This is a genomic window from Bradyrhizobium sp. (genome assembly GCF_052389815.1).
GTDB lineage: Bacteria > Pseudomonadota > Alphaproteobacteria > Rhizobiales > Xanthobacteraceae > Bradyrhizobium.
Genome location: NZ_JBQTHN010000030.1, coordinates 109,689 through 132,306, shown reverse-complemented (window position 1 = coordinate 132,306; position 22,618 = coordinate 109,689). Strand labels below are relative to the sequence as shown.

General features: G+C 63.3%; 22 protein-coding genes. 1 reads left to right on the top strand and 21 read right to left on the bottom strand.

The window, feature by feature from the left end; translation table 11 throughout:
- Positions 1-49: 49 nt before the first annotated feature.
- Entirely contained in the window at positions 50-715 is a 666-nt protein-coding gene (locus ACT4OC_RS07190) for a TetR/AcrR family transcriptional regulator (protein ID WP_444838274.1), read from the bottom strand.
- Between the two features lie 238 nt (positions 716-953).
- Between ACT4OC_RS07190 and ACT4OC_RS07185 the strand changes: the two genes are divergently transcribed.
- The gene (locus ACT4OC_RS07185) at positions 954-2,666 is read left to right on the top strand and encodes an acyl-CoA dehydrogenase family protein (protein WP_444838273.1); all 1,713 of its coding nucleotides are present in this window, start codon (positions 954-956) and stop codon (positions 2,664-2,666) included.
- A gap of 218 nt (positions 2,667-2,884) precedes the next feature.
- Here ACT4OC_RS07185 and dhaK read toward each other — a convergent pair whose 3' ends face one another.
- The 20 genes from dhaK to ACT4OC_RS07085 all read right to left on the bottom strand — a co-directional run bounded on the left by dhaK (position 2,885) and on the right by ACT4OC_RS07085 (position 22,584).
- Positions 2,885-3,868, bottom strand: a complete 984-nt coding sequence (gene dhaK / locus ACT4OC_RS07180) for a dihydroxyacetone kinase subunit DhaK (protein ID WP_444838272.1) — start codon at positions 3,866-3,868, stop codon at positions 2,885-2,887.
- Positions 3,869-3,892: 24 nt separating this feature from the next.
- Positions 3,893-4,318, bottom strand: a complete 426-nt coding sequence (locus ACT4OC_RS07175; RefSeq protein ID WP_444838271.1) for a hypothetical protein — start codon at positions 4,316-4,318, stop codon at positions 3,893-3,895.
- Entirely contained in the window at positions 4,311-5,927 is a 1,617-nt protein-coding gene (ptsP, locus tag ACT4OC_RS07170) for a phosphoenolpyruvate--protein phosphotransferase (protein WP_444838270.1), read from the bottom strand. The genes ACT4OC_RS07175 and ptsP overlap by 8 nt, the downstream gene beginning before the upstream one ends.
- A 1-nt stretch (position 5,928) precedes the next feature.
- Positions 5,929-6,243 (bottom strand): HPr family phosphocarrier protein, encoded by a 315-nt coding sequence (locus ACT4OC_RS07165; protein WP_444838269.1) that lies wholly within the window; start codon positions 6,241-6,243, stop codon positions 5,929-5,931.
- A gap of 24 nt (positions 6,244-6,267) precedes the next feature.
- Positions 6,268-6,660, bottom strand: coding sequence for a dihydroxyacetone kinase phosphoryl donor subunit DhaM (gene dhaM, locus ACT4OC_RS07160; RefSeq protein ID WP_444838268.1), 393 nt, complete (start codon positions 6,658-6,660; stop codon positions 6,268-6,270).
- Complete coding sequence (dhaL, locus tag ACT4OC_RS07155) at positions 6,657-7,280, bottom strand: dihydroxyacetone kinase subunit DhaL (protein ID WP_444838267.1); 624 nt, start codon at positions 7,278-7,280, stop codon at positions 6,657-6,659. The genes dhaM and dhaL overlap by 4 nt, the downstream gene beginning before the upstream one ends.
- A 12-nt stretch (positions 7,281-7,292) precedes the next feature.
- Complete coding sequence (locus tag ACT4OC_RS07150) at positions 7,293-8,318, bottom strand: ABC transporter ATP-binding protein (protein WP_444838266.1); 1,026 nt, start codon at positions 8,316-8,318, stop codon at positions 7,293-7,295.
- Complete coding sequence (locus ACT4OC_RS07145; protein WP_444838265.1) at positions 8,311-9,408, bottom strand: ABC transporter ATP-binding protein; 1,098 nt, start codon at positions 9,406-9,408, stop codon at positions 8,311-8,313. Before ACT4OC_RS07145 ends, ACT4OC_RS07150 begins: the two co-directional genes overlap by 8 nt.
- Positions 9,409-9,410: 2 nt before the next feature.
- A complete protein-coding gene (locus tag ACT4OC_RS07140) occupies positions 9,411-9,620 on the bottom strand; it encodes a hypothetical protein (RefSeq protein WP_444838264.1) in 210 nt (69 codons plus the stop codon).
- Positions 9,617-10,564, bottom strand: coding sequence for a carbohydrate ABC transporter permease (locus tag ACT4OC_RS07135; RefSeq protein WP_444838263.1), 948 nt, complete (start codon positions 10,562-10,564; stop codon positions 9,617-9,619). The genes ACT4OC_RS07140 and ACT4OC_RS07135 overlap by 4 nt, the downstream gene beginning before the upstream one ends.
- On the bottom strand, positions 10,561-11,526 hold the full coding sequence (locus ACT4OC_RS07130; protein WP_444838262.1) for a carbohydrate ABC transporter permease: 966 nt from the start codon (positions 11,524-11,526) through the stop codon (positions 10,561-10,563). Before ACT4OC_RS07130 ends, ACT4OC_RS07135 begins: the two co-directional genes overlap by 4 nt.
- A 75-nt stretch (positions 11,527-11,601) precedes the next feature.
- Positions 11,602-12,951: an ABC transporter substrate-binding protein gene (locus ACT4OC_RS07125; protein ID WP_444838287.1), complete on the bottom strand. Its 1,350-nt coding sequence runs from the start codon at positions 12,949-12,951 to the stop codon at positions 11,602-11,604.
- 631 nt (positions 12,952-13,582) lie between these two features.
- A complete protein-coding gene (locus tag ACT4OC_RS07120) occupies positions 13,583-15,178 on the bottom strand; it encodes a GMC family oxidoreductase (RefSeq protein WP_444838261.1) in 1,596 nt (531 codons plus the stop codon).
- Positions 15,179-15,214: 36 nt separating this feature from the next.
- Complete coding sequence (locus ACT4OC_RS07115) at positions 15,215-16,621, bottom strand: aldehyde dehydrogenase family protein (protein WP_444838260.1); 1,407 nt, start codon at positions 16,619-16,621, stop codon at positions 15,215-15,217.
- A 93-nt stretch (positions 16,622-16,714) separates the two neighbouring features.
- Complete coding sequence (locus tag ACT4OC_RS07110; protein ID WP_444838259.1) at positions 16,715-17,677, bottom strand: helix-turn-helix domain-containing protein; 963 nt, start codon at positions 17,675-17,677, stop codon at positions 16,715-16,717.
- Positions 17,678-17,825: 148 nt separating this feature from the next.
- A complete protein-coding gene (locus tag ACT4OC_RS07105; RefSeq protein WP_444838258.1) occupies positions 17,826-18,536 on the bottom strand; it encodes an ABC transporter ATP-binding protein in 711 nt (236 codons plus the stop codon).
- The gene (locus ACT4OC_RS07100) at positions 18,533-19,252 is read right to left on the bottom strand and encodes an ABC transporter ATP-binding protein (RefSeq protein WP_444838257.1); all 720 of its coding nucleotides are present in this window, start codon (positions 19,250-19,252) and stop codon (positions 18,533-18,535) included. The genes ACT4OC_RS07105 and ACT4OC_RS07100 overlap by 4 nt, the downstream gene beginning before the upstream one ends.
- Positions 19,249-20,280, bottom strand: coding sequence for a branched-chain amino acid ABC transporter permease (locus ACT4OC_RS07095; RefSeq protein WP_444838256.1), 1,032 nt, complete (start codon positions 20,278-20,280; stop codon positions 19,249-19,251). The genes ACT4OC_RS07100 and ACT4OC_RS07095 overlap by 4 nt, the downstream gene beginning before the upstream one ends.
- A gap of 6 nt (positions 20,281-20,286) precedes the next feature.
- Positions 20,287-21,150: a branched-chain amino acid ABC transporter permease gene (locus ACT4OC_RS07090; RefSeq protein WP_444838255.1), complete on the bottom strand. Its 864-nt coding sequence runs from the start codon at positions 21,148-21,150 to the stop codon at positions 20,287-20,289.
- A 6-nt stretch (positions 21,151-21,156) separates the two neighbouring features.
- A complete protein-coding gene (locus ACT4OC_RS07085; protein WP_444838254.1) occupies positions 21,157-22,584 on the bottom strand; it encodes an ABC transporter substrate-binding protein in 1,428 nt (475 codons plus the stop codon).
- Between the last annotated feature and the right edge of the window lie 34 nt (positions 22,585-22,618).

Here is a 22,618-nt window from a genome sequence, read left to right as displayed (position 1 = left end):
GGCCGATGGCCACGGGAGCGCTCCTGTTGGCCGTTCTCTCTTCGGCCGCTCAGGACTTCTTTAGTGAGACGGCCTCCAACGCGCCGGTCACGGGACGCCCTCGCTCAAGCAAGCGGTTGCCTGGCTTCGCGACTGCGGCGAGGCATAGATCGGCGATGGAATCCGCGAACTCTTCGGTTTGCAACGGGACGCCGCCAAATCCGGGCGCGAGAACGCTGATCAGACCTTCCATGAAGGCTCCGACGAGACAGGTAGCGGCAACCCTGACGTCGACCTTGCGGAATTCGCCGGCGGCGAGGCCTTCCTTGATGATGGCCTCGAAGACCCGCGCGACGGAAAGTCGATACTTCAGTCGCATGCTTTCCACCTCCGGATCGATCGGCTCGAAGATAAGGCCGTAGGCGAGGCGCTTGCCGCGCACGGCTCGCAGCACGAAGGTGCGGACCGCGTCCCTAACCTTCTGCGACGGCTCTCCTTCCGCGACGGCGATCCCTGACAGAACGTCGACCTCGCGCTGCGAAACCGTGCTCACGATGGTGGCGCAGAGATCCGCACGCGACGGGAAGTATCGATAGATCGTTCCGACCGCGATGCCTGCCGCCGAAGCGACCGCATTCATCTGAAGCTCCTGGAATCCGCCGTCCATCACCACGCCGCGGGCAGCCCGGAGGATTTGCGTCTTCTTGTCGAGTGCACGGACTTCCCTGGTCGCCATCGGCCATCACCAATTATGAAATCCAATTCGTTTTCATCTTGAATTGAAACTGATCCATGTCAATACCGACACCGAAATTGGCTGAAAAATCTGAATTTGGCTGACTGTGAGAGATGAATTGTAATTCTGTTTTCGTGGGGCAGGCGATAAAAATGAGCCGAAATTCGGTCCTGCCGCTGCAACTCCCGTCGGCGATTTGCGGCGTTCACGAATTCAGACGCGATCCGGAGACGTCCCCATGAACCAGGCTCTTTCGTCCAACACCCTCGATTCTCCCGCCAGCCGCTACGGCACGCACGAGGTCCTGAACCAGGCCAAGCCTGCTACCGGCTTCAACGCCTTCACCGGCGATGCCGTGCTGCGCGCCGCGATCGAGCGCGAGGCGCCTTGGGCCGCGGACCGCTGCGCGGCGCTCGGCGCCGTCACCGGCGACGAGGAGGTGCAGGAGCTCGCCCGGCTCGCCAACAAGCACGTTCCCGAACTGAAGACGCACGACCGCTTCGGCAACCGCGTCGACTGGGTCGACTTTCATCCGAGCTGGCACCAGTTGATGTCGCTCGCGTGGAAGCACGAAGTGCCGAACCTGGCCTGGCGGACCAACCAGAAAAACGGCCATTATGCGCGCGCCGTGCTGTCCTACGTCTGGAATCAAGTCGAGTCGGGGACCGCCTGCCCGACCGGCATGGCCTACGCCTCCTACGCTGGATTCGAAGCCGAGCCTGCGCTGGCGATCTGGGCCGAGAAGGTCAAGGGTACCGAATACGAATTCAGCCGCAACGAGGTGGCGCAGAAGCCGTCTGTCGTCATCGGCTACGCGATGACCGAGAAGCAAGGCGGCTCGGATCTCCGTGAGACGCAGACTACCGCGCGCTTCTCCCATTCGGAGAACTACCACGGCAAGACCGCCTACTGGTACGAACTGACCGGCCACAAGTGGTTCTGCTCGGTGCCGCAGTCGGACGGATTCTTCACGCTCGCCAAGGTGAACGGCGGCGTGACCTGCTTCTTCCTGCCGAGGACGCTGCCCGACGGCAGCTTCAACAATTTCTTCGTGCAGCGCCTCAAGGAGAAGAGCGGCAACAGGAGCAACGCCAGCAGCGAGGTCGAGTACGCCGGCACGATGGCGATCCGCGTCGGCGAGGAAGGCCACGGCATCCGCGAGATCCTCTCGCACGCCCACTTGACGCGATTGGACTTCGCGATCGGCTCCGCCGGCCTGATGCGTCAGTCGCTCACGCTGGCGCTGCAGCATACCACGACACGCAAGGCCTTCGGCACCTCGATCGCGGAGCGGCCGATGATGACCAACGTCCTCGCTGACATGGCCGTCGAGGTCGAGGCCGCGACGCTCCTGGCTCTGCGCGTCGCCAAGGCGACCGACCAGATGAAGGACTCCGAGCACGAACGTCTCTTCGCCCGCGCGACTACGCCCGCTGCCAAGTTCTTCAACTGCTCTCGTGTCCCCTCTATCGCGTACGAAGCGCTGCAGTGTCACGGCGGCAACGGCTTCATCGAGGAGGGCCCGATGGCCCGCCTCTACCGCGAGGCTCCGCTAAATAGCGTCTGGGAAGGCGCCGCGAACATGATGTGCATGGATGTCCGCCGCGCGATGGCCAAGGATCCGCGCACGATCCAGGCACTCTTCGACGAGACCCGCCCTCTACACGGCCAGGACGCCCGCTTCGATGCCATGGTCCTGCACACCGAGACGCTGATCCGCGAAGCCGTAGAAGACGAATTTGCCGCCCGTCCGATGACCGAAGCGATCGCGCGTCTGTTGCAGGGCGCGGAGCTTCTGCGCCACAGCACGCAGGACGTGGTCGACATCTTCCTCGGCACCCGCGTCCCAAACGGATCGGGCTCCTGGGGCTCGCACTATGGGACGCTGGCATTCGCTGTCGATCACGCCAAGGCGCAAAAGGTCATGCGCCGAGCCGTGGTTGCTGACTGAGGCTTCGATGGATACGACCAAATCGATCGTGTTCGCGGCGACGGTTCTCACGCCCGTCCCCGACCTCATCCTGCCAAGAAAATGCTGCGCCCGAAAGCGCGGCCAGTCTAAATTAGGGAGAGAAGCCGGGAAAATCCGACAACGCATGGGCGGATCATCACCCTGGTCCATGTTCCGCCAGGACGGAATCTCAAATCGACGCCTGCATCAACGGAAGCTCACCACCTCAACGCCGCGGTGTGTACCGGCTCGTCCCACAGCCTGATCAGATTGTCGTCCAGCATGGTCAGGGTGATCGAGCATCCGGCCATCTCGAGCGAGGTCACGTAGGAGCCGACCAGCGAGCGCGCGATGGTGATCCCTCGTCCTTGCAGGATCCGGCGCGCTGCGTTGTACATCAGGTAAAGCTCCAGCGACGGCGTGCCGCCGAAGCCGTTGACCAGCAGCAGCGCGCGGCCGGAAGCGCCGGCTTCGTAATCGCCGAGGATCGCGCCAACCATCTGCTCGGCGATCTCGTCGGCGCCGCCGATCTTCATGCGCTTGCGGCCGGGCTCGCCGTGAATGCCGACGCCCATCTCCATCTCGCCTTCGCCCAAGGCAAAGGTCGGCGTGCCGGCGGCCGGCACGGTACAACTGGTCAGCGCCACGCCGATCGAGCGGGTCCGCGCGTTGACGTCGGCGGCGAGTTCGGCGCACGGCTGCAAATCCATTCCCTTCTCCGCCGCCGCCCCGACGATCTTCTCCACCACCAAGGTGCCGGCAACGCCGCGCCGGCCCTCGCTGTGGGTGGATTTTTCGACCGCAACGTCGTCATTGGTGACGACGCTCATCGCCTTTCCCTCATACAGCTCGGCCGCCATCTCGAAATTCATGCGGTCGCCCGCATAGTTCTTGACGATGAACAGCACACCCGCGCGGCCGCCGACGGCCGCTGCTGCCTCGACGATCTGGTCCGGCGTCGGCGAGGTGAAGATCTGTCCGGGACAGGCCGCATCGAGCATGCCGCGGCCGACAAAGCCGGCGTGGAGCGGCTCGTGGCCGCTGCCGCCACCGGACACCAGTGCGACCTTCTGCGGGTTCAAGGCGCGTCGCATCACGAACTTGCGCTCCGCGCCGAGCACGACGATATCGGCATTAACCGCGGCGAAGCCATCGAGGCTCTCGGCCAGCATCGTGTCGACGGAATTGACGAACTTCTTCACGTCACCCTCCCCGCAAAACCTGGCTCATTTTTCGCCGCGCATGATCGCGGTCAGCCGGCGCGCAAACTCCTGCAGCAACGTGTCGAGCTGCGCATTCTTCTTGGCGCTGCCGAGATCGGGCAGATGCAGCGTTAGCGCCCGGTCGTGGGGACCGTCGGTCAGCCGGCCGACCCGGCGCGGATGCGCCCGCGCATAGGCGCGCAGGAACGCGGTCTTGGCCTGCGGCGGGAAATGGCAGACCTCGAAGATGGTGTTGAGATGCTGCACCGGGATCGGCACCGGATAGGCCGGATTGGAAATCTGGCTGACGAAGCTGCGGTTCTTGCCGATGGCATTGGCAAGGCGCAGCCGCATGCCCGAGGGCCGGCTGTCCAGCACCTCCTTGAAGATGCGCTTGTAGACGGCGACGGCGCCCGCTTCCGCAGCTTCATTCGACACGGTCTCAGCCACCGGATCCTCCGCTGCTCAAGCGGTCGATGGTCTGCTTGATCTGCGCAAGCGCAGAGGAATTGACCGAAAGCTCGCGCAGGCCACAATCGAGCAACGCGGGAATGCAGCGCGGATCGCTCGCCATGTCGCCGCACAGGCTGACCGCCGTGCCGGAGCGCCGGCCGTGCTCCGCCGTGCGCGCAATCAATTCCATCACGGCCGGATGCAGCGGATCCATCAGCGAGGCGAGAACTCCGTTCGAGCGGTCACAGGCGAGGACATATTGTGCAAGATCATTCGAGCCGATCGAGAAGAATGCCGCCTTGAACTCGGCAACGGCCATGGCCGCCGCCGGCACCTCGACCATGATTCCAAGCTCCGGAAGCATCGCGGCAACGCCATCGGCTTGCAAGGACGCTACAGCCTCCGCGAACAGCTTTCGCGCCGCTTCCAGCTCGGCCGGCGCGGTGACCATCGGAAGCATGACCTTGAGATTGCCGCGTACCGCCGCCCGGGCGAGCGCGCGAAGCTGAACCATAAAGATATCCGGACGGCTCAGGCACAGGCGCAATCCGCGCAGGCCGAGAAACGGGTTGGCTTCTCCTTCCGGCGTAAAGCCGGCCACGGGCTTGTCGCCACCGGCGTCAAAGGTGCGGATGGTGACTGGGCGCTGGCCGGCCCAGCGCAGGACGGCATCATATGCCTGATACTGCGTCTCCTCGTCCGGCAAGGCGCCATGACCGTCGAGCAGGAATTCGCTGCGCATCAGCCCGATGCCGTCGGCATATTGGGCATCGGCATGCTCGAGGTCCTCGACACGCTGGATGTTGATCAGGAGCCTGATCCGCTCGCCGCGCCAGGAGGCCGTCGGCCGCCGCAGGATCGCGCGCGCCGAGGCGCGGTTCTTGCGGTGAACCTCGCGCCGCCGTTCGAACCGGCCGATCTGCTCGGCGCTGGGATCCAGCTCCAGCGTCGCGCCCTCGCCGTCGAGCAGCGCCATGGAGGCATTGGATACCGAGCCGAGCTGCACCACCATGGGAATGCCGCGCGCGCGGGCGAGCATCGCCACATGACTGGTGGGGCTGCCGCGCAATAAAGCGAGGCCTCCGCCAGCCGACCAGTCGATCTCGAGGAAGCGTGACGGCGGCAGGTCGTCGGCGCACACCACGGCGCCTTGCGGAATGCTCACGGTCCGGCTCTCGCCACCACCCAGGATGCGCAACACGCGATCCCGCAAGTCGGCAAGGTCGGAGGAGCGCGCCTGCAGGTACTCGTCCGGCGCAGAATTGTAGTCGGTGATCTGCTCGTCGACGATGCGGGAGAAAGCGGCATCGGCCGCCACGCCATCGTCGATGAGGGTGAAGGCCGGATCGAGAAATTCCTCGTCCTCCAGCAGCGCCACCTGGAATTCGAGAATCTGCGCGGCTTCGCCGCCCGCGGCGGCGGCAACCTCGGCGATCTGCCTGCTGGCCGCGTGAACGGCGCCCCGAAACGCTTCCGCTTCCTGGGCCGGCGATCCGGCGGCGCGCTTGCTGCTGGCGCCGGCATTGACGCGGACGAACTGCCCATGGGCAAAACCGATCGAGGCGGTTCTGCCGCGGTAGGCCAGCCGTGCCGCGTCTTGCTGCATGTCAGCGCTCCCTGTCCGGGAAGTCGGCGGCGACCAGATCGACCAGCGCCGTGACCGCGGCCTGCGCATCCTCGCCCAAGGCCTTGATCTCGATGATGCTGCCGTGAGCCGCGCGCATCGCCATCACCTTGGCGACGCTCTTGGCGTTGATCCAGTCAGCCGCGCCCTCGACCCGGACCGCAACGTGCGCCTGGAATCTCTTGGCGAGCTTGGTGAGCTTGACCGCAGGACGGGCGTGCATGCCGACCGCATGGATCAGGCGCACCGTACCTGTGAACGCCTCACCGTTGGTTTTCGCTGTTTCGAGCATCTTCATATCCAATCTCATCCGGCCGGCGCATTAGCCGGCAGAAAGTTCCTCGGCCACCGCCCTGACCTGATCGAGCGAACTGCCGCCCGCAGCTTCAGTCGCAGCCATGACCGCGCCCTCGACAATCGGTGCGTTGCACACGACAACGCGGTCGCGGCGCGCCGGCTCCAGCATCTCAACGGCCATTTCGCTGTTGGTCTCCGCGCCGCCAAGATCGACCAGGATGGCGACACCCTTGGCGGACCATGCCGCATCGATGGCCTCGATGATCCCGGCGACGCTGGTGCCCAGTCCACCGTCCGGATTGCCGCCACAGAACGCGACCTTGACCTCGTTGCCGACCATCTGACGGACCATGTCAGCGGTTCCCTTGGCGACGTCTTTCGAGTGCGAGACGATCACGATGCCGACCATGTCGCTCATGTCCTTTCCTCCAGCGTGCTGCACACCGCATGCAGCATCACACAACTTGATTTTGCCCCGGGATCGATATGCCCGATGCTGCGCGCGCCAAGGAACGATGCCCGGCCCTTGGTCGCCTGCATCGGCGCGGTTCGCTCAACCGATTCGCTGGCGGTAGCGCGGATCCGCTCGATCAGGTCGGGACGGCCGGCTTCGGTCTTCAATGTCTCCAGCACGGGGACCAGCACATCGAGCATCGTCTTCTCGCCGGCATGCGAACGACCGCGCGCGCTGACCGCATTGACGCCGCTGCCGAACACATCGGCGAGGTTTTCCGGCAATGACTTGTGCTGCGACAGCGCCTCGCCTGCCGCAAGGAAGAAGCTGCCATAGAGCGGCCCGGATGCGCCGCCGACGGTCATCACCAGCGTCTTGCCGATGGATTTGAGGGCCTCGTCGAGCGGCTGGGCGCCGATCGTGTCGAGCTTGCTCAGGACCGCCTCAAATCCACGCTTCATGTTGGCGCCGTGGTCGCCGTCGCCGATGGCCTGGTCGAGCGCGGTCAATTCCGGCGCGCTGGCAATGACCTGCTCTGCCGCGGCCTTGACCAGGGTTTTGAACGTGTCGGGTTGCAGGGACATGGTCATGTTCCTTTACTCAGGCGAGGCGGGGATTCGCCGCCCCGCGGCATCGAAGTAAAGCGGATGTCGAAGGCGAAGTTCAACCTCCTCGCCGGCCTGCAGCGGCTGATGGGGATCGGCCAGCGTGATCATGGTCTGGCCCCGGTACTCGAGATGGACGTGGTTTTGCTCGCCCAGATGCTCGATCCGGTGCACACGCCCGATAAGCGCTCCGCCGTTGCGGGAGGCGATCTGCAGATGCTCGGTACGGATGCCGATGGTCTCGGTGCCGGGCGGGGCCGGCACGTCGGGAGCGAGCGCGACGGGCAGGAAATTGATCTGGGGCGTGCCTAGCCGCGACGCCACATAGCGGTCGGCCGGATTCTCGTAAATTTCGCGCGGTGTGCCGACCTGCAGCAGCCTGCCATCGCGAATCACGCCGACGCGCGAGGCCAGCGTCATGGCCTCGACCTGGTCGTGCGTCACGTAGAGGATGGTGGCGCCGAGCTCGAGCTGGATGCGCTTGAGCTCGAGCCTGAGCTCGGCGCGCAGCTTGGCATCGAGCGACGACAGCGGCTCGTCCATCAGATAGATCGCGGGATCGCGCACCAGCGCGCGGCCGATCGCCACCCGCTGCATCTCGCCGCCGGAAAGCCGGGTCGCGCGATTGTTGAGCTTGCCGGCGATATGCAGGAGCTCCGCGGTCTGCTCGACCCGCTTGCGGATTTGCGGCTCGGGCACGCGGTGCACCGGAGAGCGCAGCGGAAAGGCAAGATTGTCGTACACCGAAAGGTGCGGGTAGAGCGAATATTGCTGGAATACGAACGCCATGTCGCGCGAACCCGGCGGCGCCACGGTGACATCGCGGCCGTCGATCAGGACGGCGCCGGCGTCGGGACGCTCGAGGCCAGCGACCAGCCGCAGCGTGGTGGTCTTGCCGGCACCGCTCGGCCCGAGCAGAACGACGAACTCACCGTCATCGATGGCAAGCGAGAGATCGGAAACGGCCTCCGTCATTCCGAAACGCTTGCTGACCTGTCGCAAATTGACATCAGCCATGGCCGACCCCCTCGTGGATCGCGGTACGGATCGCCGATCCGCTCTGCGCGTCGAACAGCGAAAGCCGTTCGGAGCGGAAGGCGAGACCAACCGTCTCTCCGATCCGAACCGTCGTGCTCGACGGCAGCCGCGCCGCGACGCGCCCGTAGCCGGTATCGACGGTCACGATCTGCGTGGTGCCGAGATATTCGGCGCCGAACACGCTGCCGCGCACCTCTGCCGCATCGGAAAAGCGGATATGTTCCGGGCGAACGCCCAGCACCAGCGGCCCCGCCGCGCGCGGCTCGCGTATCGCCGGCACCGCGATGCGGGCGCCGTGGAAGCTGACCGCCTCGTCATTCGGCTGAAGACTACCCTCGAAGCGCAGGAAGTTCATCGGCGGCGAGCCGATGAAATCGGCAACAAAGAGGCACGCCGGGCGGTCATAGACTTCCTGGGGCGAGCCGATCTGCTCGACCCGGCCGCCATTCATGATCGCGATCCGGTCGGCCATCGACATCGCTTCGAGCTGGTCGTGCGTCACATAGATCGTCGTTGCTCCGATGCGATCGTGCAGATCGCGCAGCTCGCGGCACATCAGATGGCGGAATTCGGCATCGAGCGCGCCGAGCGGCTCATCCATCAGGAACGCCTTCGGCCGCCTCACCATGGCGCGGCCGAGCGCGACGCGCTGGCGGTCGCCGCCGGACAGTCCCGAGGTCTTCTTCGACAACAGATGCTCGATCCGCAGCAGACGCGCCGTTTCGGCGACACGCCCACGGATCTCGCGGCGGGCCATGCCCTGGCACTTCAGGGGAAAGCCGATGTTGTCGGCGACGTTCATGTGCGGGTAGAGCGCGAAGAACTGGAACACGAAGGCAATGTCGCGCGCCGCGGCGCGGCTGAAGGTGACATCCTCGCCGTCGAGCAGGATACGTCCGTCGGTCGGCAGCTCCAGGCCCGCAATCATGCGCAATGTCGTGGTCTTGCCGCAGCCGGAAGGGCCGAGCATCGCAAAGAACGTGCCGTCATCGATGGTGAAGTTCGAGCCTTGCACGGCGGTGAACTGATCGAACGATTTTCGCAGGTTTTCGACGCGGATCTGCGCCATGGCTACCCGCCCTGTTCCGGAAAGTGGCTGACGACGACATAGCCGACGGTGCCGGCCAGGATCGTCACGAACGAATAGCTGTAAAGGTCGATCGACAGCGGCTGCACCAGCATCACGATGCCGCCGGCGATGAGGCTCATGGCGATGGCTTCCCACGGTCCGCGGCGGAACCAGCGCGCGACGCCGATCGGTCTGTTTGCAGAAGCGTTCATTTGCGCATTGCTCCGAAGGTGATTCCGCGCAGCAGGTGCTTGCGCAGCAGAATCGTGAACAGCACGATCGGAATGACGAACAGCGTCGTGGCCGCCGCAACCGCCGGCCAGTCCTGGCCGCCCTCGCCGATGATGAAGGGAATGAACGGCGGCATGGTCTGCGCTTCGCCGCTGGTGAGCAGCACTGCGAAGGCATATTCGTTCCATGAGAAGATCAGGCAGAAGATCGCGGTCGCAGCGATCCCGGTCACCGCCTGCGGCAGCACCACCTTGCGCAGTGCCTGCAGCCGGGTATAGCCGTCGACCAGCGCCGCCTCCTCGTACTCGCGCGGGATCTCGTCGATGAACCCCTTGAGCAGCCAGACCGCCAGCGACACGTTCACTGCCGTATAGAGCAGGATCATGCCGAGCCTGGTGTCGGTCAGGTTGAGGTGGCGGTACATCAGATAGATCGGAATCGCGACTGCGACCGGCGGCATCATCCGAGTCGACAGGATGAAGAACAGCAGGTCATCGGCGAGCGGAATGCGGAAGCGCGAGAAGGCATAGGCTGCCAGTGTGCCGAGGAATACCGCCAGGAATGTCGAGCCGAAGCCGATGATCAGCGAATTGGTGAAGCGCGGCACCACCTTGGACGGCCCGGCAATCACCATGTCGCGCTCGCGCACCAGCTTGTCGTACCAGGTTTCGGGCGGCGGCAATTTGGCGATGAAGTCCGGCGTCTGTCGCGTGCGCACGGTGAACAGGTTGACGAAGCCTTCCAGCGTCGGCTGGAAGATCACCTTGGGCGGGTAGGCGATGGCATCGCTCTGCGATTTGAACGCGGTCGCCACGATCCAGAGCAGCGGCAGGATCGTAATAACTGCGTAAAGGATGACGAAGGCACCGGCGAACATCTTCGTGCGCGGCGAAGCCTGGACAACGGAATGGGCGGCTATGGTCATCGCTGCTTCACCCGGTTGAGAAGTTTCACATAGATGTTGGCGGCACCGAACACGGTGACGAACAGGATGATGGCCAGCGCCGAGGAATAACCGGTGCGCCACTTCTCGAACGCGGCACGCTTCAGCGTGATCGACACCAACTCGGTGGTGGAGCCCGGCCCGCCCGAGGTCAGCAGGTTCACCATGTCGAACATCTTGAAATTCTCTATGGCGCGGAACAGCACGGCCAGCATCAGGAACGGCACCGTCATCGGCAGCGTGATCGACCAGAACTGCCGCCAGGCGGAAGCGCGATCGACTTCGGCCGCCTCGTAGATGTAGTCGGGAATGGAGCGAAGCCCGGCTAGACAAATCAGCATGACGTAGGGCGCCCACATCCAGGTATCGACCAGCACGATGGTCCAGGGCGCGAGGCCCACCTCGCCGGTCATGCTGAACGAGCTCGGCGGCACGCCGGTGAACAGGCTGATCAGGTAGTTGAACGGCCCGATCTGCGGCTGGAACAATAGGGTCCAGAAATTGCCGACCACGGCCGGCGACAGCATCATCGGCAGCAGGATGACAGTGGTCCAGAAACTGTGGCCGCGGAACTGGCGGTTGATCAGCAGCGCCAGGCCAAATCCGACGATCACCTGCAGCGTCACCGAGGAGATCACGAAGCGCGCGGTGGTCTGCAGGCGAATCCAGACGTCCTCGTCGGTGAGGATATCGGTGAAATTGTCGAGGCCGACGACCCGCAGCGGCAGATAGGACATGCTGAGATTGAGGCTGGTGAAGGACAGCCGGATCATCCAGACCAGCGGAAAGATATTGATCGCGAGCAGGAGCGCGATCGTCGGCGCAACGAACAGCCAGGCAATGGTCCGATCGGACAGGCCGCGGCTCCGCAAGGCCGGACGGGAATGCGTCCGGGAAGGGATGCGGCTAATCGCGGCGTCATCGGGTTGGGTGATCGTGGTCATCGCTGTGCCGGGGGTTTTGGGCCTCTCCGGACTACCGGTCCGGAGAGGCTGTTGTTGAGTAGGGTTCACGTGGCGCTATTCGGCGGAAACCCGCTTGCCCTGCTCGCCAAAGACCTTGGACCAGTCCTTGACCAGGAGGTCGAGCGCCTGCTGCGCCGTTCCCTTGTCGGCGACGGCGTAGTCATGCACGCGCTTCTGCATGTCGAGCAGCAGCTGCGCATAGGACGGCTCGGCCCAGAAGTCCTTGACGATCGCCATCGACGCCAGGAACTGCGGCGCGAACGGCGCGCTCTTGGGGAAGCCGGGCGCCTCGACTACGGCCTTCAGCGCCGAATAGCCGCCGAGCTCCCACCACTTCTGCTGCACGGCCGGCTGCGCGAACCACTTGATGTATTTCAGCGCATCGTCCTTGCGATCGGAGGTGGCAACCACCGAGATGCCCTGCCCGCCGAGCTGGGTGAAGTGCGCCTTCGGGCCGGCCGGGTTGACGAAGAAGCCGATCTTGTCGCCGCCGACATTCGGATCCTTGTAGAGGCCGGGGAAGAAGGCGAACCAGTTCATCTGCATCGCCACCTGACCCGATTTGAAGGCATCAAGCCCCTCCTGCATGTAGGCATTGGTCATGCCGGGCGCGGTGCAGCACTTGTAGAGCCCCTTGTAGAACTCGAGACCCTTTGCAGCATCTGCAGAGTTGACGAAGCCCTGCATCTGGTACGGCTTCTTCGGGTTGTCGTAGTTGAAGCCGTAATTGTAGAGCACGTTGGTGACGCCCATCGTGATGCCTTCGGAGCCGCGCTCGGTGAAGATGTAGGCGCCGTAGACCTTCTTGCCGTCGATCTCGCGGCCCTGGAAGAATTCCCCGATCTGCTTCAGCTCGTCATAGGTCTTCGGCGGCGCGAGGTCGCGGCCGTGCTTGGCCTTGAAGGCGGCCTGGATGTCCGGACGCGAGAACCAGTCCTTGCGATAGGTCCAGCCCACGGCGTCGGCCATCGCCGGCAGCGCCCAGTAGTTGGCCGTGTTCTTCGGCCACTGCGAATAGCCGGTCACGGTCGCCGGGACGAAATCGTCCATGGAGATGTTCTCCTTGGCGAAGAAGTCGTTGAGCTTGACGTACCACTTGTTCTCCGCCGCGCCGCCGATCCACTGGCTGTCGCCGATGATCAGGTCGCACAGCTTGCCGTGCGAATTGAGCTCGTTGAGAAAGCGGTCGGCGTAGCTCGTCCACGGGACGAACTCGTACTTCATCTCGATGCCGGACTGCTTGGTGAAATCCTTGCCGAGCTCGACCAGCGCGTTGGCCGGGTCCCATGCCGCCCAGCATAGCGTCAGCTGCTTGCCCTGCGCCGCCGCCGGCCCACTCGCGAGGGCCGACAACGCCACGCCCGCGAAGAGAGCCAGCGCTCGGCCCGCCCGCTTCGACCTCATTCCAGTCGTCAATTTCCGCATGTGCCTTTCCTCCTCCTGATGCATTCCCTCGCAGCTTCCGGAGCGCCTCATCCGGAAAGCGGCCCGACGCATTGGAGCCCGGACCGGGCTGAGACAGAGGTTCAAGGAGAGGAACGGGCACGAGGGCCACCGCCGATTTCCTTGTCGCTGCCTCCAGGCGCAATGTTCAGTATCTTGTTTACTAAACATGAGATACTGAACCTCCAGTGCCGTCAAGAGGAATTTCAGTGGTGCATCGCAATAGATTCGCGGGCCGGCGAGCCGGCGCGCATGGGAGCGCACTTCGGATAATGATCTTCAGGCAAAGCCGTCCGAATGATCGCCGGGATCGATCACCGACGGATCTGGCGCATCGAGCGCCCCCTCGAGGAGACATCGGCCTCGATACGGCAGTCCTCGCGAAAATTTAGTTCATGTTTATTAAATCGAAGAAGGTTCAGCCGGACTGCGTCAGAATCGTGCGAGGCACTGCGACGAATTACGCCACTGGCGCAACGCAGGACTTCCGGACGCTTCTAAAGCTGATCCGATGATCACGCCCGGACAACAGGTGTGATTCCCTTTGTCGAAGGTGGAGACGCCGCGTCAGGTCGCTTGGCCCGACGGATCGCTACGCCGCGGCCTCCTTGCCCAGAATAAAGCGAGCAGCCCGCTCCCCGATCATCATCGTCGGCGCGTTCGTGTTTCCTGACACGAGACGCGGCATGATGGAAGCGTCCGCGACGCGAAGACCCTCCACGCCCCGTACCCGCAAATCTTCCGAAACCACAGCCATGGGGTCTGCGGGGGCGCCCATTCTTGCCGTACCCGAGGGGTGAAAGACTGTCTTCGAGATCGACCGCACGTATTCGCGAAGAGCTTCGACGTCTTTCTCCAATCCCGGCTTCGGGAGGACGCGGCGCTTTATCAGGCGAGCCAGCGAAGGCGCCTCCGTGATACGGATGGCAAGTTGCACGCCCCGCACAAGCGTATCGACGTCGGCCTGCTCGGCGAGCGAATTCGCAACGAACAATGCGCTGTCGCCAGGACGGGGTGAACGCAATCGAACCGACCCGCGCGACTGTGGACGCAAAACGCAGGGACCGATCGAGATGCCGTGTCCCGGCTCGGCCAACCGGTCGGCAAATCCGACGAAAGTCGGCAGCACGTGAAATTGGACGTCCGGCTCTCCTGTACCGGCGGTATCGGCAAAACCTCCTGACTCCACAACAGTCGACGTCAGCAGTCCAGTTTTCGTAAGGATGTACTGGAGCATATGCGACGCCGCACGGAGACCCTTGTCCTCCCCAAACATCGAGATCGGGTCCTTGGTCTCGCACTGGACGGTCGCTTCCAGATGATCCTGATAGTTTTCGCCGACGCCCGGAAGGTCGACGACCACTTCGATCCCGTGCTCGCGCAGATGCGCCGACGGCCCGATGCCGGACAATTGCAGGATCTTTGGCGTGGCGAGCGCGCCCGCCGCAAGGATTACTTCACACCGCGCCTTGAGCTTCGATCCGTCTTCGAGCAGAACACCCACTGCCCGCTTGCCCTCGAACTCGACTTTGTGGACTCGGGTTGCGGTCCTGATCGCCAGATTGGATCGCCCCTCCGCCTTTCGCAGAAAAGCCTCGGCAGAACTGCGGCGGCGACCGTTGATCGTGGTGGCCTGATAGAAGCCGACCCCCTCTTGCCTTCCGCCGTTGAAGTCCTCGTTGTAGGGCATGCCCGCCTCTTGAGCAGCGCGTATGAATGCCCAGGACAACGGATGGCCATAAGACCTGTCCGAAACGGTCAATTCGCCGTCGACACCATGGTACTCCCCCGAGAGCCTCTTGTTGCTTTCCAGATCGCGAAAGACCGGGAGCACCTTGTCATAGCTCCAGTTTCGACAGCCCATTTGCGCCCAGGTGTCGTAGTCCTGACGCGAGCCGCGAATGTAAACCATCGCGTTCACTGAACTGCCGCCACCGAGCACATGACCCTGGGGCACAATAGAGGGGCGACCGTTCAAGCCCTTTTCCGGCTCAGACGCATAGAACAGCGCGTCACGTCCTTTTTCGAGGACCTTGAAGAAGGTTGCGGGTATGTGGATGTACTTGTCGGTGTCGCGTTGTCCGCTTTCGATGAGCAGGACACGCTTGCTCGGGTCTTCCGTCAGGCGCGACGCCAGAACACACCCCGCCGAACCGCCACCCACGATGATATAGTCGAACTCCTGCATGTCCCTCCCCCAATGGACGAGCGTCTTCCGACCTGGTCAGCAGAAGACGGTTTGAACCGTCGTGAATTCCTTCAGCCCCTCCAGACCGAATTCGACTCCGAATCCGGACTGCTTGACCCCGCCAAACGGCGCATTGGGTTGGATTGCGCCATGCTTGTTGATCCACACCGAACCAGCTTCGATCCGTTGTGCGACGCGCTTCGTGTTCTCCGGATCGGAACCCCAGACGGAGCCACCGAGCCCCATCGAGCTGGAGTTCGCCTTGCTGACTGCTTCGTCGATGTCGCTGTAGCGAATGATCGGGAGTGCGGGTCCGAATTGCTCTTCGTCCACCAGGCGACAGCCGTGATCCACGTCGGCGACGAGCGTCACTGGATAGAACCATCCCGGCCCATCTGATGGATCTCCGCCGACCAGCACGCGACCGCCCTTGTCGCGCGCTTCGTTGACGAAGGATGAAACGATCTCGAACTGGCGGCGGTTCTGAACCGGGCCGAGGGTCGAGCTATCCGACAGCCCATCGCCGATCACGACCTGCTTCGCATAGGCCGTGAGCTCGCGGCACACCTCATCGTAGAGGCTGTCGTGAACGTAGAGCCGCTTCAGCGCGGCGCAGGTCTGGCCGCAGTTGATGAAGGCACCCCAGAACACCCCCTCGGCGATCTTCTTCGGCTCGGCGTCCGGCAGCACGATTCCGGCATCGTTGCCGCCGAGCTCCAGCGTCAGCCGCTTGAGGGTACTCGCCGCGTTCTGCATGATCTTGCGCCCCGTCGCGGTCGAACCCGTAAAGGTCACCTTCGCGATGCCGGGATGCGACGACATCAGGCTGCCTATCTCGTTCTCGCCCGTGATGACGTTCACGACGCCTGGCGGGAGTTCCCGGTTCATGAGCTCGACCAGCCGGATCGTGCTCAGCGGCGTCAGCGGCGAGGGCTTGATGATCACGGTATTGCCGGCGCGGATCGCCGGAATGATATGCCAGCATGCGATCATGACTGGCCAATTCCAGGGCGTAATTGAACCGATCACGCCAATCGGCTTTCGATGAAGCTCGACGCGCCCCTCGGCCCCGTCCTGCAAGATCTCGACCGGCATCGACAGCTCGGCCGTGTAGCGCGTCCAGGCGACTGCGCCGCCGATCTCAAACCGCGAGCCCAGGCCATTCAGCGGCTTGCCCTGCTCGAGCGTCAGCAATCGGGCCAGTTCCTCCGAATGGGCGTCGATTGCCTTTGCAACCGCGCGGCACGCCTCGGCACGCTCGGCGTCAGGAAGATCTTTCCAGGTGGAAAAGGCCTTCGACGCGGCTGCCACGGCGGCATCGAGATCTCCGGCGCTCGCAACTGGCATAGTACCGACAGTGCCGCCGGTGGACGGGTTGATCACGTCCTGAAAGCCGTCGGTCGCGACCTGACGACCGTCGATCAGCAAGCTCCAGCGCTGCATGAAATGCCCTCCCAATTTGTAGGTCGAGCAAAGACGATCCCGCGTGGGCTGTCTTGGAAAAGAGCGCAGCTTCAATTGGACGGAAGCGCAAGGCTATTTGCGTACGACGTCCTTTGGCGAACAGTCGAACGCCTTCTTGAAGCAGCGGTTGAAGTATGAAATGTCGTTGAAGCCGGAGGAAAAGGCGATCTCGGCAATCGTCGTGCCCTCGCCGAGGCCGCGGCGCTGCTTCTCGACAAGCCGCTCCTTTGCGAGGTGCAGCCGGCGGTCACGGATGAAGCTCGTGACCGTCGTTCCGACGGCGTTGAAATCTTCCTGGAGCGTGCGCATGGAAACGCCGAGCCGATTGGCGAGCCACTGCGGCGTCAACCACTCGGCCGTAAGGTGTCGGTCGACGAGCGTCCGCGCAAACTCCAGCCGCCCGGAGACACGCTCTCTCGGACATAGCGGCACATCCGGCGCATCCGTTGCAAAGGCTTGCCGCGTCGCATGCAGCAGCAGTTGCCGCAATTCGCCGCAACGCTTGTGACTTGCCGGCGTCTGCAGCATCTTGGCAATCAGCGCACGCAACATGCTCGACATCGGATCTTCGGCGCCGAGGCGCCGAGAGGCGTCGATGTCATTGGGTTTCTCCGCGAGCAGTAGCTGTCGCGGTAGATGCACGGACAAATGATTGCTGAACTCGCCATTGAAGTAGAAGTTCGACGGCAACGAGGAATCGACCAGGATGCAGTCACCCGGCGAGATGATGCTCTGCTGCCCCTGCTGTTCGATCCCGCAAACGCCCTGGAGTTGGACCAGCAGGAAGAAATACTCTCCATAGTCGAGGCGAATGTCGTGCTGCTCGCGGCGAACCGCTTCGACGTCGGTGGCGACCTGGACGATCTCCATACCCGCAGCATCACGCAGGATGACGCCGCCGTTCACGGAATGACGCTCCTCCCATTCGAACGGGGTGAAGCGGCCGCAGACGGACTGCAGCTTGTCTTTCCACTCGTCGAAGGGAGCCGGACTCCATATCTCGGGAGTCCAGCTGCTAAACTCCTGGAGCTGCATGCGCTCCTCCCTGGAAGCCGTCTCGGCGACTTGTTTTGATAACATGTTAAGCAACTGCCAGGCCGTGTCAACGGCGTTTGAGCCGGCCGCGAAAACAGCAGCTTGGCGCCACAGCCTCGAACGGCTTCATCGTGCAGCGCAACTAAACTCAGGCGAGATAAGCGCTGTGGAGAATTTCCGGATTGCTGATCAAGTCCTGTGGCAAACCGGCGAAGCAAATCATGCCGCGCTCCATCACGTACGCCTTGTCCGCGATTTTCAGTGCGATGTGGGTAAACTGCTCGATCAAGAGAACGCCTACCCCCTGCGAAGCGAGGTTCTGCAGGACCGGAACCAACCGGGCGACCACCACAGGCGCCAAGCCGAACGACAGCTCGTCAGCAAGGAGATATCGAGGTCTCGCGATGACGGCCTGCGCGAGCGCCACCATTTGCTGTTGCCCGCCCGACAGATTGCCGGACCGCGCCTGTAGCCGGTCGCGCAACTCGGGAAAGGTGCCGAGCGCCACCTCGAGGGCCGATCTGAGTCCGGCCCTCGTCAGATGACTTCCTGCCACCTTGAGGTTGTCCTCGACGCTCAGGTCGCCGAGTACCTGGTGCCCTTCGGGCACGGCGGCAATGCCGCTGGCACGAACGGCCTCCGGTCTCATTCCAACGATGGACTGACCGTCGACGGCGATCGCGCCGCCGGTCGCGGGCAATACGCCCGCTATGGCGAGAACGAGGCTGCTCTTGCCCGCACCGTTGGCGCCAAGCAGCGCCGTAATCTTTCCCGGCAAGATGTCAAGATCGATCGCGTGCAGGACGGCCTTACCGTTCCGTGCGACCTTGAGGCCTTGCACTGACAACCCGGCGCTCACGTCACCTCCTCCAGGACGCCGAGGTAAGCTGCCCTGACCTTCGGATCGGCCAGGACATCCTGGGTCGGACCGCAAGCAATCGCAGAACCAAAGTCGAGCACAAGCGTTGCTGCACATGTTGCAGAGATCAAGTCGACGTCATGATCGACCAGGAGCACTTGCGCGCCGCAGTATCCGTTTATCCGCTTGATGACGTTGCGCAGATGCTCACTCTCATGCTGCGCAAGACCAGCTCCTGGTTCATCCATCATGACGAGACGGGGCCGTCCAACGGTTGCACGGGCAATCTCGAGCATGCGCCTCTGATAGGCGTTGAGATCGTTGCCGAGCGTATCGCGTTCGGCGGAAAGACCGACGAATTCGAGCGCAGCCTCGATCGACTGCCGTCGCGGCCGGCCGTCGCCCGGCACATTGTCGAGCACCGCAGCGACGTTGTCGCTTGCGGTCAGATTCTCGACCACCTGCTCGTTCTGGAACGTACGACGAATTCCAAACGCCGCGCGCTTGTGAATCGGAATGCCGTTCAAGTCCCGGCCGTCGACCCGGACGCTCCCCGTCGCTGGCCTTACGAAGCCGGAAAGAACGTTGATCAAGGTCGTCTTTCCCGCACCGTTCGGCCCGACCAGACCGGTGACAGGCTCGGCCAGGCTTGCGGTTAGCTGGCTCAGCCCGCGCACGCCCCCGAACTTCACGGTCAAGTCGTCGATCTCGATCATGGCGCGGCCTGTTGTTTTCCAGCCAGGCGACCGCGAACCCGCTTGATCAAGTCCTGCAATTGTCCGGCCAGGCCATGGGGGGCGCTGATCAGCGCGTGCAGCAGGCCAATGCCAAACACCATGGTTGCGATGTTGCCGTCGACACGAAGATCGTTCAGCAGCGCCGGAAGCGCCCGTAACAACAGCCCGGCGATGATCGGGCCCGCCCACGAATAGGCCCCGCCCACGATAGTCAGCGCGAATAGCATAATCGACTGGCTGGCGGGGAAGGCACTTGCATCGAGTTGCCCAACGCCTCCCGCGAGCAGGCCTCCTGCGATGCCGGCCAGAAAGCCGGCGAGCGCAAACGCCCACACCTTGTAGGCGACGATGTTGACGCCTCCAGCGAACGCGCAGACCTCGCTGCGCCGAATCATTGCCCAGGCGCGACCAGGTCGGCCGCGAACATGGACAAGCACAAGAACGTAGCAAAGTCCGACGACGACGATAGCGTAGCGCAGATAAGCCTCATCATTCTGCGCGAGGAGCGGACGCGCCATCATCATTCGCGTGCCGGTACTCTTGCCCAGAATGCCCGAGCCGCCATCCGGAAAACCAAACGCGCTGATCAAGACCTGAATCGCGCCAGCCATCATCAAGGTTATGATCGCAAGGTACAGCCCCCGCATGCGCAGCGCGGGAAGACCGATAATGAGCCCGACCGATGCAGATGCCACTCCCCCGGTCAGAAGCGCAAATTCGAACGGCACGCCCACGCCGTGCGATATTCGCAGCGCGAACCATCCGCCGACGCCAAGCAGACCGAACTGAGCCAGCGAAACCATTCCGAGCTGGGCGAAAAGCAGGCTGACGCTAAGGCTTGCAATGGTCAGCGCCGACGCCGAGATCAACGTCCGCAGCCAATAGTCGCTCAGCGTGGCCGGCAGCACATACAGGGCAATGAGCGCACCGGCGCCGACGATGCCTGCTCGAAGCGGGAACTGGGTGGCGGGAATGAGCGAGGCTACCTCCATACTTCGATCGGTCATGTCGGCTCACCTGTAGGCAAAGGTGATTCTGCGCTGCATCCACAGCAACGCGCCGACCGCGAAAAGAAATGGCACCGCCGTACGGAACGGTCCGACGATCGGCACCGGCGTCAGCAGAGCCTCGCAAACGCCGATAGCGAGGCCACCGGCAACTGTCGCAGGAAGCGAGGCGAAGCGGCCCACCACAGCCGCGGCAACTGCCGGAATCACCGCGAAAGTGAGGGCTTGCCCACTGAGGCGCTGCAAGTCTGCCAGCAAGATGCCGCTGACGCCTGCCAACACGCCGGAGATCGCCCACGCCCACGCATCGACGCGAAATACACGTACCCCCAGCATGGCGCTAAGATCGCGACTGTTTGCGAGAGCACGCATCTGGAGCCCAATACGGCTACGTGCGAGAAACAGCATGACGGCGATGGTGGCCAATACGCCCAGGCCGAACGCGATCGCCCGCGTCATCGTGATCCGGACTCCCAACAGCTCGAAGCTCATCGTGTCTGTTGGCAGCCGAAGTCGCCGTGGCGCCTCTCCCCAAACGAAGCCCATGAAGCCAAGCAGGATAAGCGCGAAGCTGAGCGTCGCCACGGCGCGCATGATCGGATCGCTGGAAGCCAATCGAGGCGCGATCACGCGGCCGTAAAAGAGCGAAAGTCCGGCCGCAGCGACTATTCCGGCCATCCAGGAAAAGCTGGCCGGGCCGCCGCGTTCGACGATCGACCAGGATATGAAGGCAGCCAGGGCGCCGACGGCGCCCTGGGCGAAATTGACCACGCCCGAAGACCGGTAGAGCACCACGATGCCGACTCCGGACAGCACGTAGGTCGCTGCCGTAGCCAGACCGGCGACGAGAAAGGGCGTGAAATCGGGCATGACCGCTTACTTCGCGATGCCGATCGTCTTCTCGTACGCGCGCACGTCGTCGAGTTCGGGATCTTCCGACTCGATACATACATTCTTCGGCACCAGCTTGCCGTTCTTGACCAGGGATACCGGTCCCGCGTGATTGGCGTTGTGACGAGAACCGTCGCCGACGTACCAGGGCGAGCACAGCATGTCGCTCTCAAAGCGCTTGATGCCCCGCAAGGCCGCGGTCACCGAGCGCCGGTCGATCTTGGCCGGGTCCATCTTCAGCAGCGTTTCGGCCGTGACGCGAGCGGCCAAATACCCCGCCTGAGAGAAGGTATCGCGCGGATCGGAAGCCTGCCCGTACTTCCCCATGACAGCGAGCCAGTTCTGCATGTCCGGCGTTCCAGCGTCGGCGCCCTTCAGCTCCATATCTACGGTGACCTTGCCGTCCCAATACTTGCCGATCGCGCGAGGGAAGTCCAAGTTGTAGAGCGATGCCGGGCCGGTAAAATGCGCCTTGTCGGCAAGCCCCTGCTCTTCTGCGGCAGCGAAGATCGGAACGGCGAGCCCCTTGGGAGTTCCAACGCTGATTACGTCCGGCTTGAACGCCATCGCCTCGAGGACGATCGAGGTTGCATCGAGCGAGCCCGGATCGAAGGTGATGATCTTGCCGTCGCCGCCCTGCTTCCTGATCCAGGCGACTGCACCGGTGCAGGACCATTCACCAAGGTTGGGAATGTTCGGTGCGATGCATACGACGCGTTTGATCTTGCCGGCGTGAGATTGCGCCACGTCCATCACGGCCTTGGTGTTGCTCACCCGCGGGCCAGCGTTGGTGGGCGCATAGTTTTTCTGGAAGAAGCAATCACGAGGCACGCCGACACCGGCGATGACCATGATGTCATCCTTCTCGTAAATGCCTTGATTGGCGCCGCAATCGACGAAGCTCATATTGCCGACCAGCGCGACTGCCTTCTGATCGCGGATCAGCTTGACCGCGACCTGCGACGACTGCTCCGGATTCCAGGCGTCATCCTCGAGCAGGTATTTGATGGGCCGCCCATTCACGCCACCATTGGCGTTCAGGCACTTGAAATACGCAGCAGCAGCCTGTCCCGACGAACTGAAATTATCCGGTCCGGTGACGCTGACGATGCCTCCGATGACGATCGGTTCGCCAGCGGCGGCCTTGCCGGTGTTGGCGCCGCATTTCGGATCTGCCGCGTGAGCTGCGCTGCCGATGCACAGCCCCAGCAATCCCACTGTCATTGCAAGAATGCAGTTCCTGAACTTCATTTGCTTCCCTCCCATGCCCAGCTCCGCGGTGGGCGCGCTGAAATTTCGGCACGAATGTTTGTTTGCGCAGTCCCCTTGCCCCTTGGCGCGCTGGCCTCGGTGCGGGAGACGCGATCCGTTTCTCGGGTTATCGTGCAGCCGGACAGTAGGCTGGCTGCGCAAAACGCGTCTTGGACTCGGACGCAGCCCGGCTAGG

Excerpts from the sequence above, each read along its gene's own strand:
- dhaM (WP_444838268.1), bottom strand. The coding sequence starts at position 6,660 with ATGAGCGACATGGTCGGCATCGTGATCGTCTCGCACTCGAAAGACGTC.
- ptsP (WP_444838270.1), bottom strand. The coding sequence starts at position 5,927 with ATGCAGCAAGACGCGGCACGGCTGGCCTACCGCGGCAGAACCGCCTCG.
- dhaL (WP_444838267.1), bottom strand. The coding sequence starts at position 7,280 with ATGTCCCTGCAACCCGACACGTTCAAAACCCTGGTCAAGGCCGCGGCA.
- ACT4OC_RS07090 (WP_444838255.1), bottom strand. The coding sequence starts at position 21,150 with ATGCCCGATTTCACGCCCTTTCTCGTCGCCGGTCTGGCTACGGCAGCG.
- ACT4OC_RS07185 (WP_444838273.1), top strand. The coding sequence starts at position 954 with ATGAACCAGGCTCTTTCGTCCAACACCCTCGATTCTCCCGCCAGCCGC.
- ACT4OC_RS07150 (WP_444838266.1), bottom strand. The coding sequence starts at position 8,318 with ATGGCTGATGTCAATTTGCGACAGGTCAGCAAGCGTTTCGGAATGACG.
- ACT4OC_RS07125 (WP_444838287.1), bottom strand. The coding sequence starts at position 12,951 with ATGAGGTCGAAGCGGGCGGGCCGAGCGCTGGCTCTCTTCGCGGGCGTG.
- ACT4OC_RS07100 (WP_444838257.1), bottom strand. The coding sequence starts at position 19,252 with ATGATCGAGATCGACGACTTGACCGTGAAGTTCGGGGGCGTGCGCGGG.
- ACT4OC_RS07110 (WP_444838259.1), bottom strand. The coding sequence starts at position 17,677 with ATGCAGCTCCAGGAGTTTAGCAGCTGGACTCCCGAGATATGGAGTCCG.
- ACT4OC_RS07130 (WP_444838262.1), bottom strand. The coding sequence starts at position 11,526 with ATGACCACGATCACCCAACCCGATGACGCCGCGATTAGCCGCATCCCT.
- ACT4OC_RS07145 (WP_444838265.1), bottom strand. The coding sequence starts at position 9,408 with ATGGCGCAGATCCGCGTCGAAAACCTGCGAAAATCGTTCGATCAGTTC.
- ACT4OC_RS07115 (WP_444838260.1), bottom strand. The coding sequence starts at position 16,621 with ATGCAGCGCTGGAGCTTGCTGATCGACGGTCGTCAGGTCGCGACCGAC.
- ACT4OC_RS07135 (WP_444838263.1), bottom strand. The coding sequence starts at position 10,564 with ATGACCATAGCCGCCCATTCCGTTGTCCAGGCTTCGCCGCGCACGAAG.
- ACT4OC_RS07140 (WP_444838264.1), bottom strand. The coding sequence starts at position 9,620 with ATGAACGCTTCTGCAAACAGACCGATCGGCGTCGCGCGCTGGTTCCGC.
- ACT4OC_RS07095 (WP_444838256.1), bottom strand. The coding sequence starts at position 20,280 with ATGACCGATCGAAGTATGGAGGTAGCCTCGCTCATTCCCGCCACCCAG.
- ACT4OC_RS07165 (WP_444838269.1), bottom strand. The coding sequence starts at position 6,243 with ATGAAGATGCTCGAAACAGCGAAAACCAACGGTGAGGCGTTCACAGGT.
- ACT4OC_RS07120 (WP_444838261.1), bottom strand. The coding sequence starts at position 15,178 with ATGCAGGAGTTCGACTATATCATCGTGGGTGGCGGTTCGGCGGGGTGT.
- ACT4OC_RS07190 (WP_444838274.1), bottom strand. The coding sequence starts at position 715 with ATGGCGACCAGGGAAGTCCGTGCACTCGACAAGAAGACGCAAATCCTC.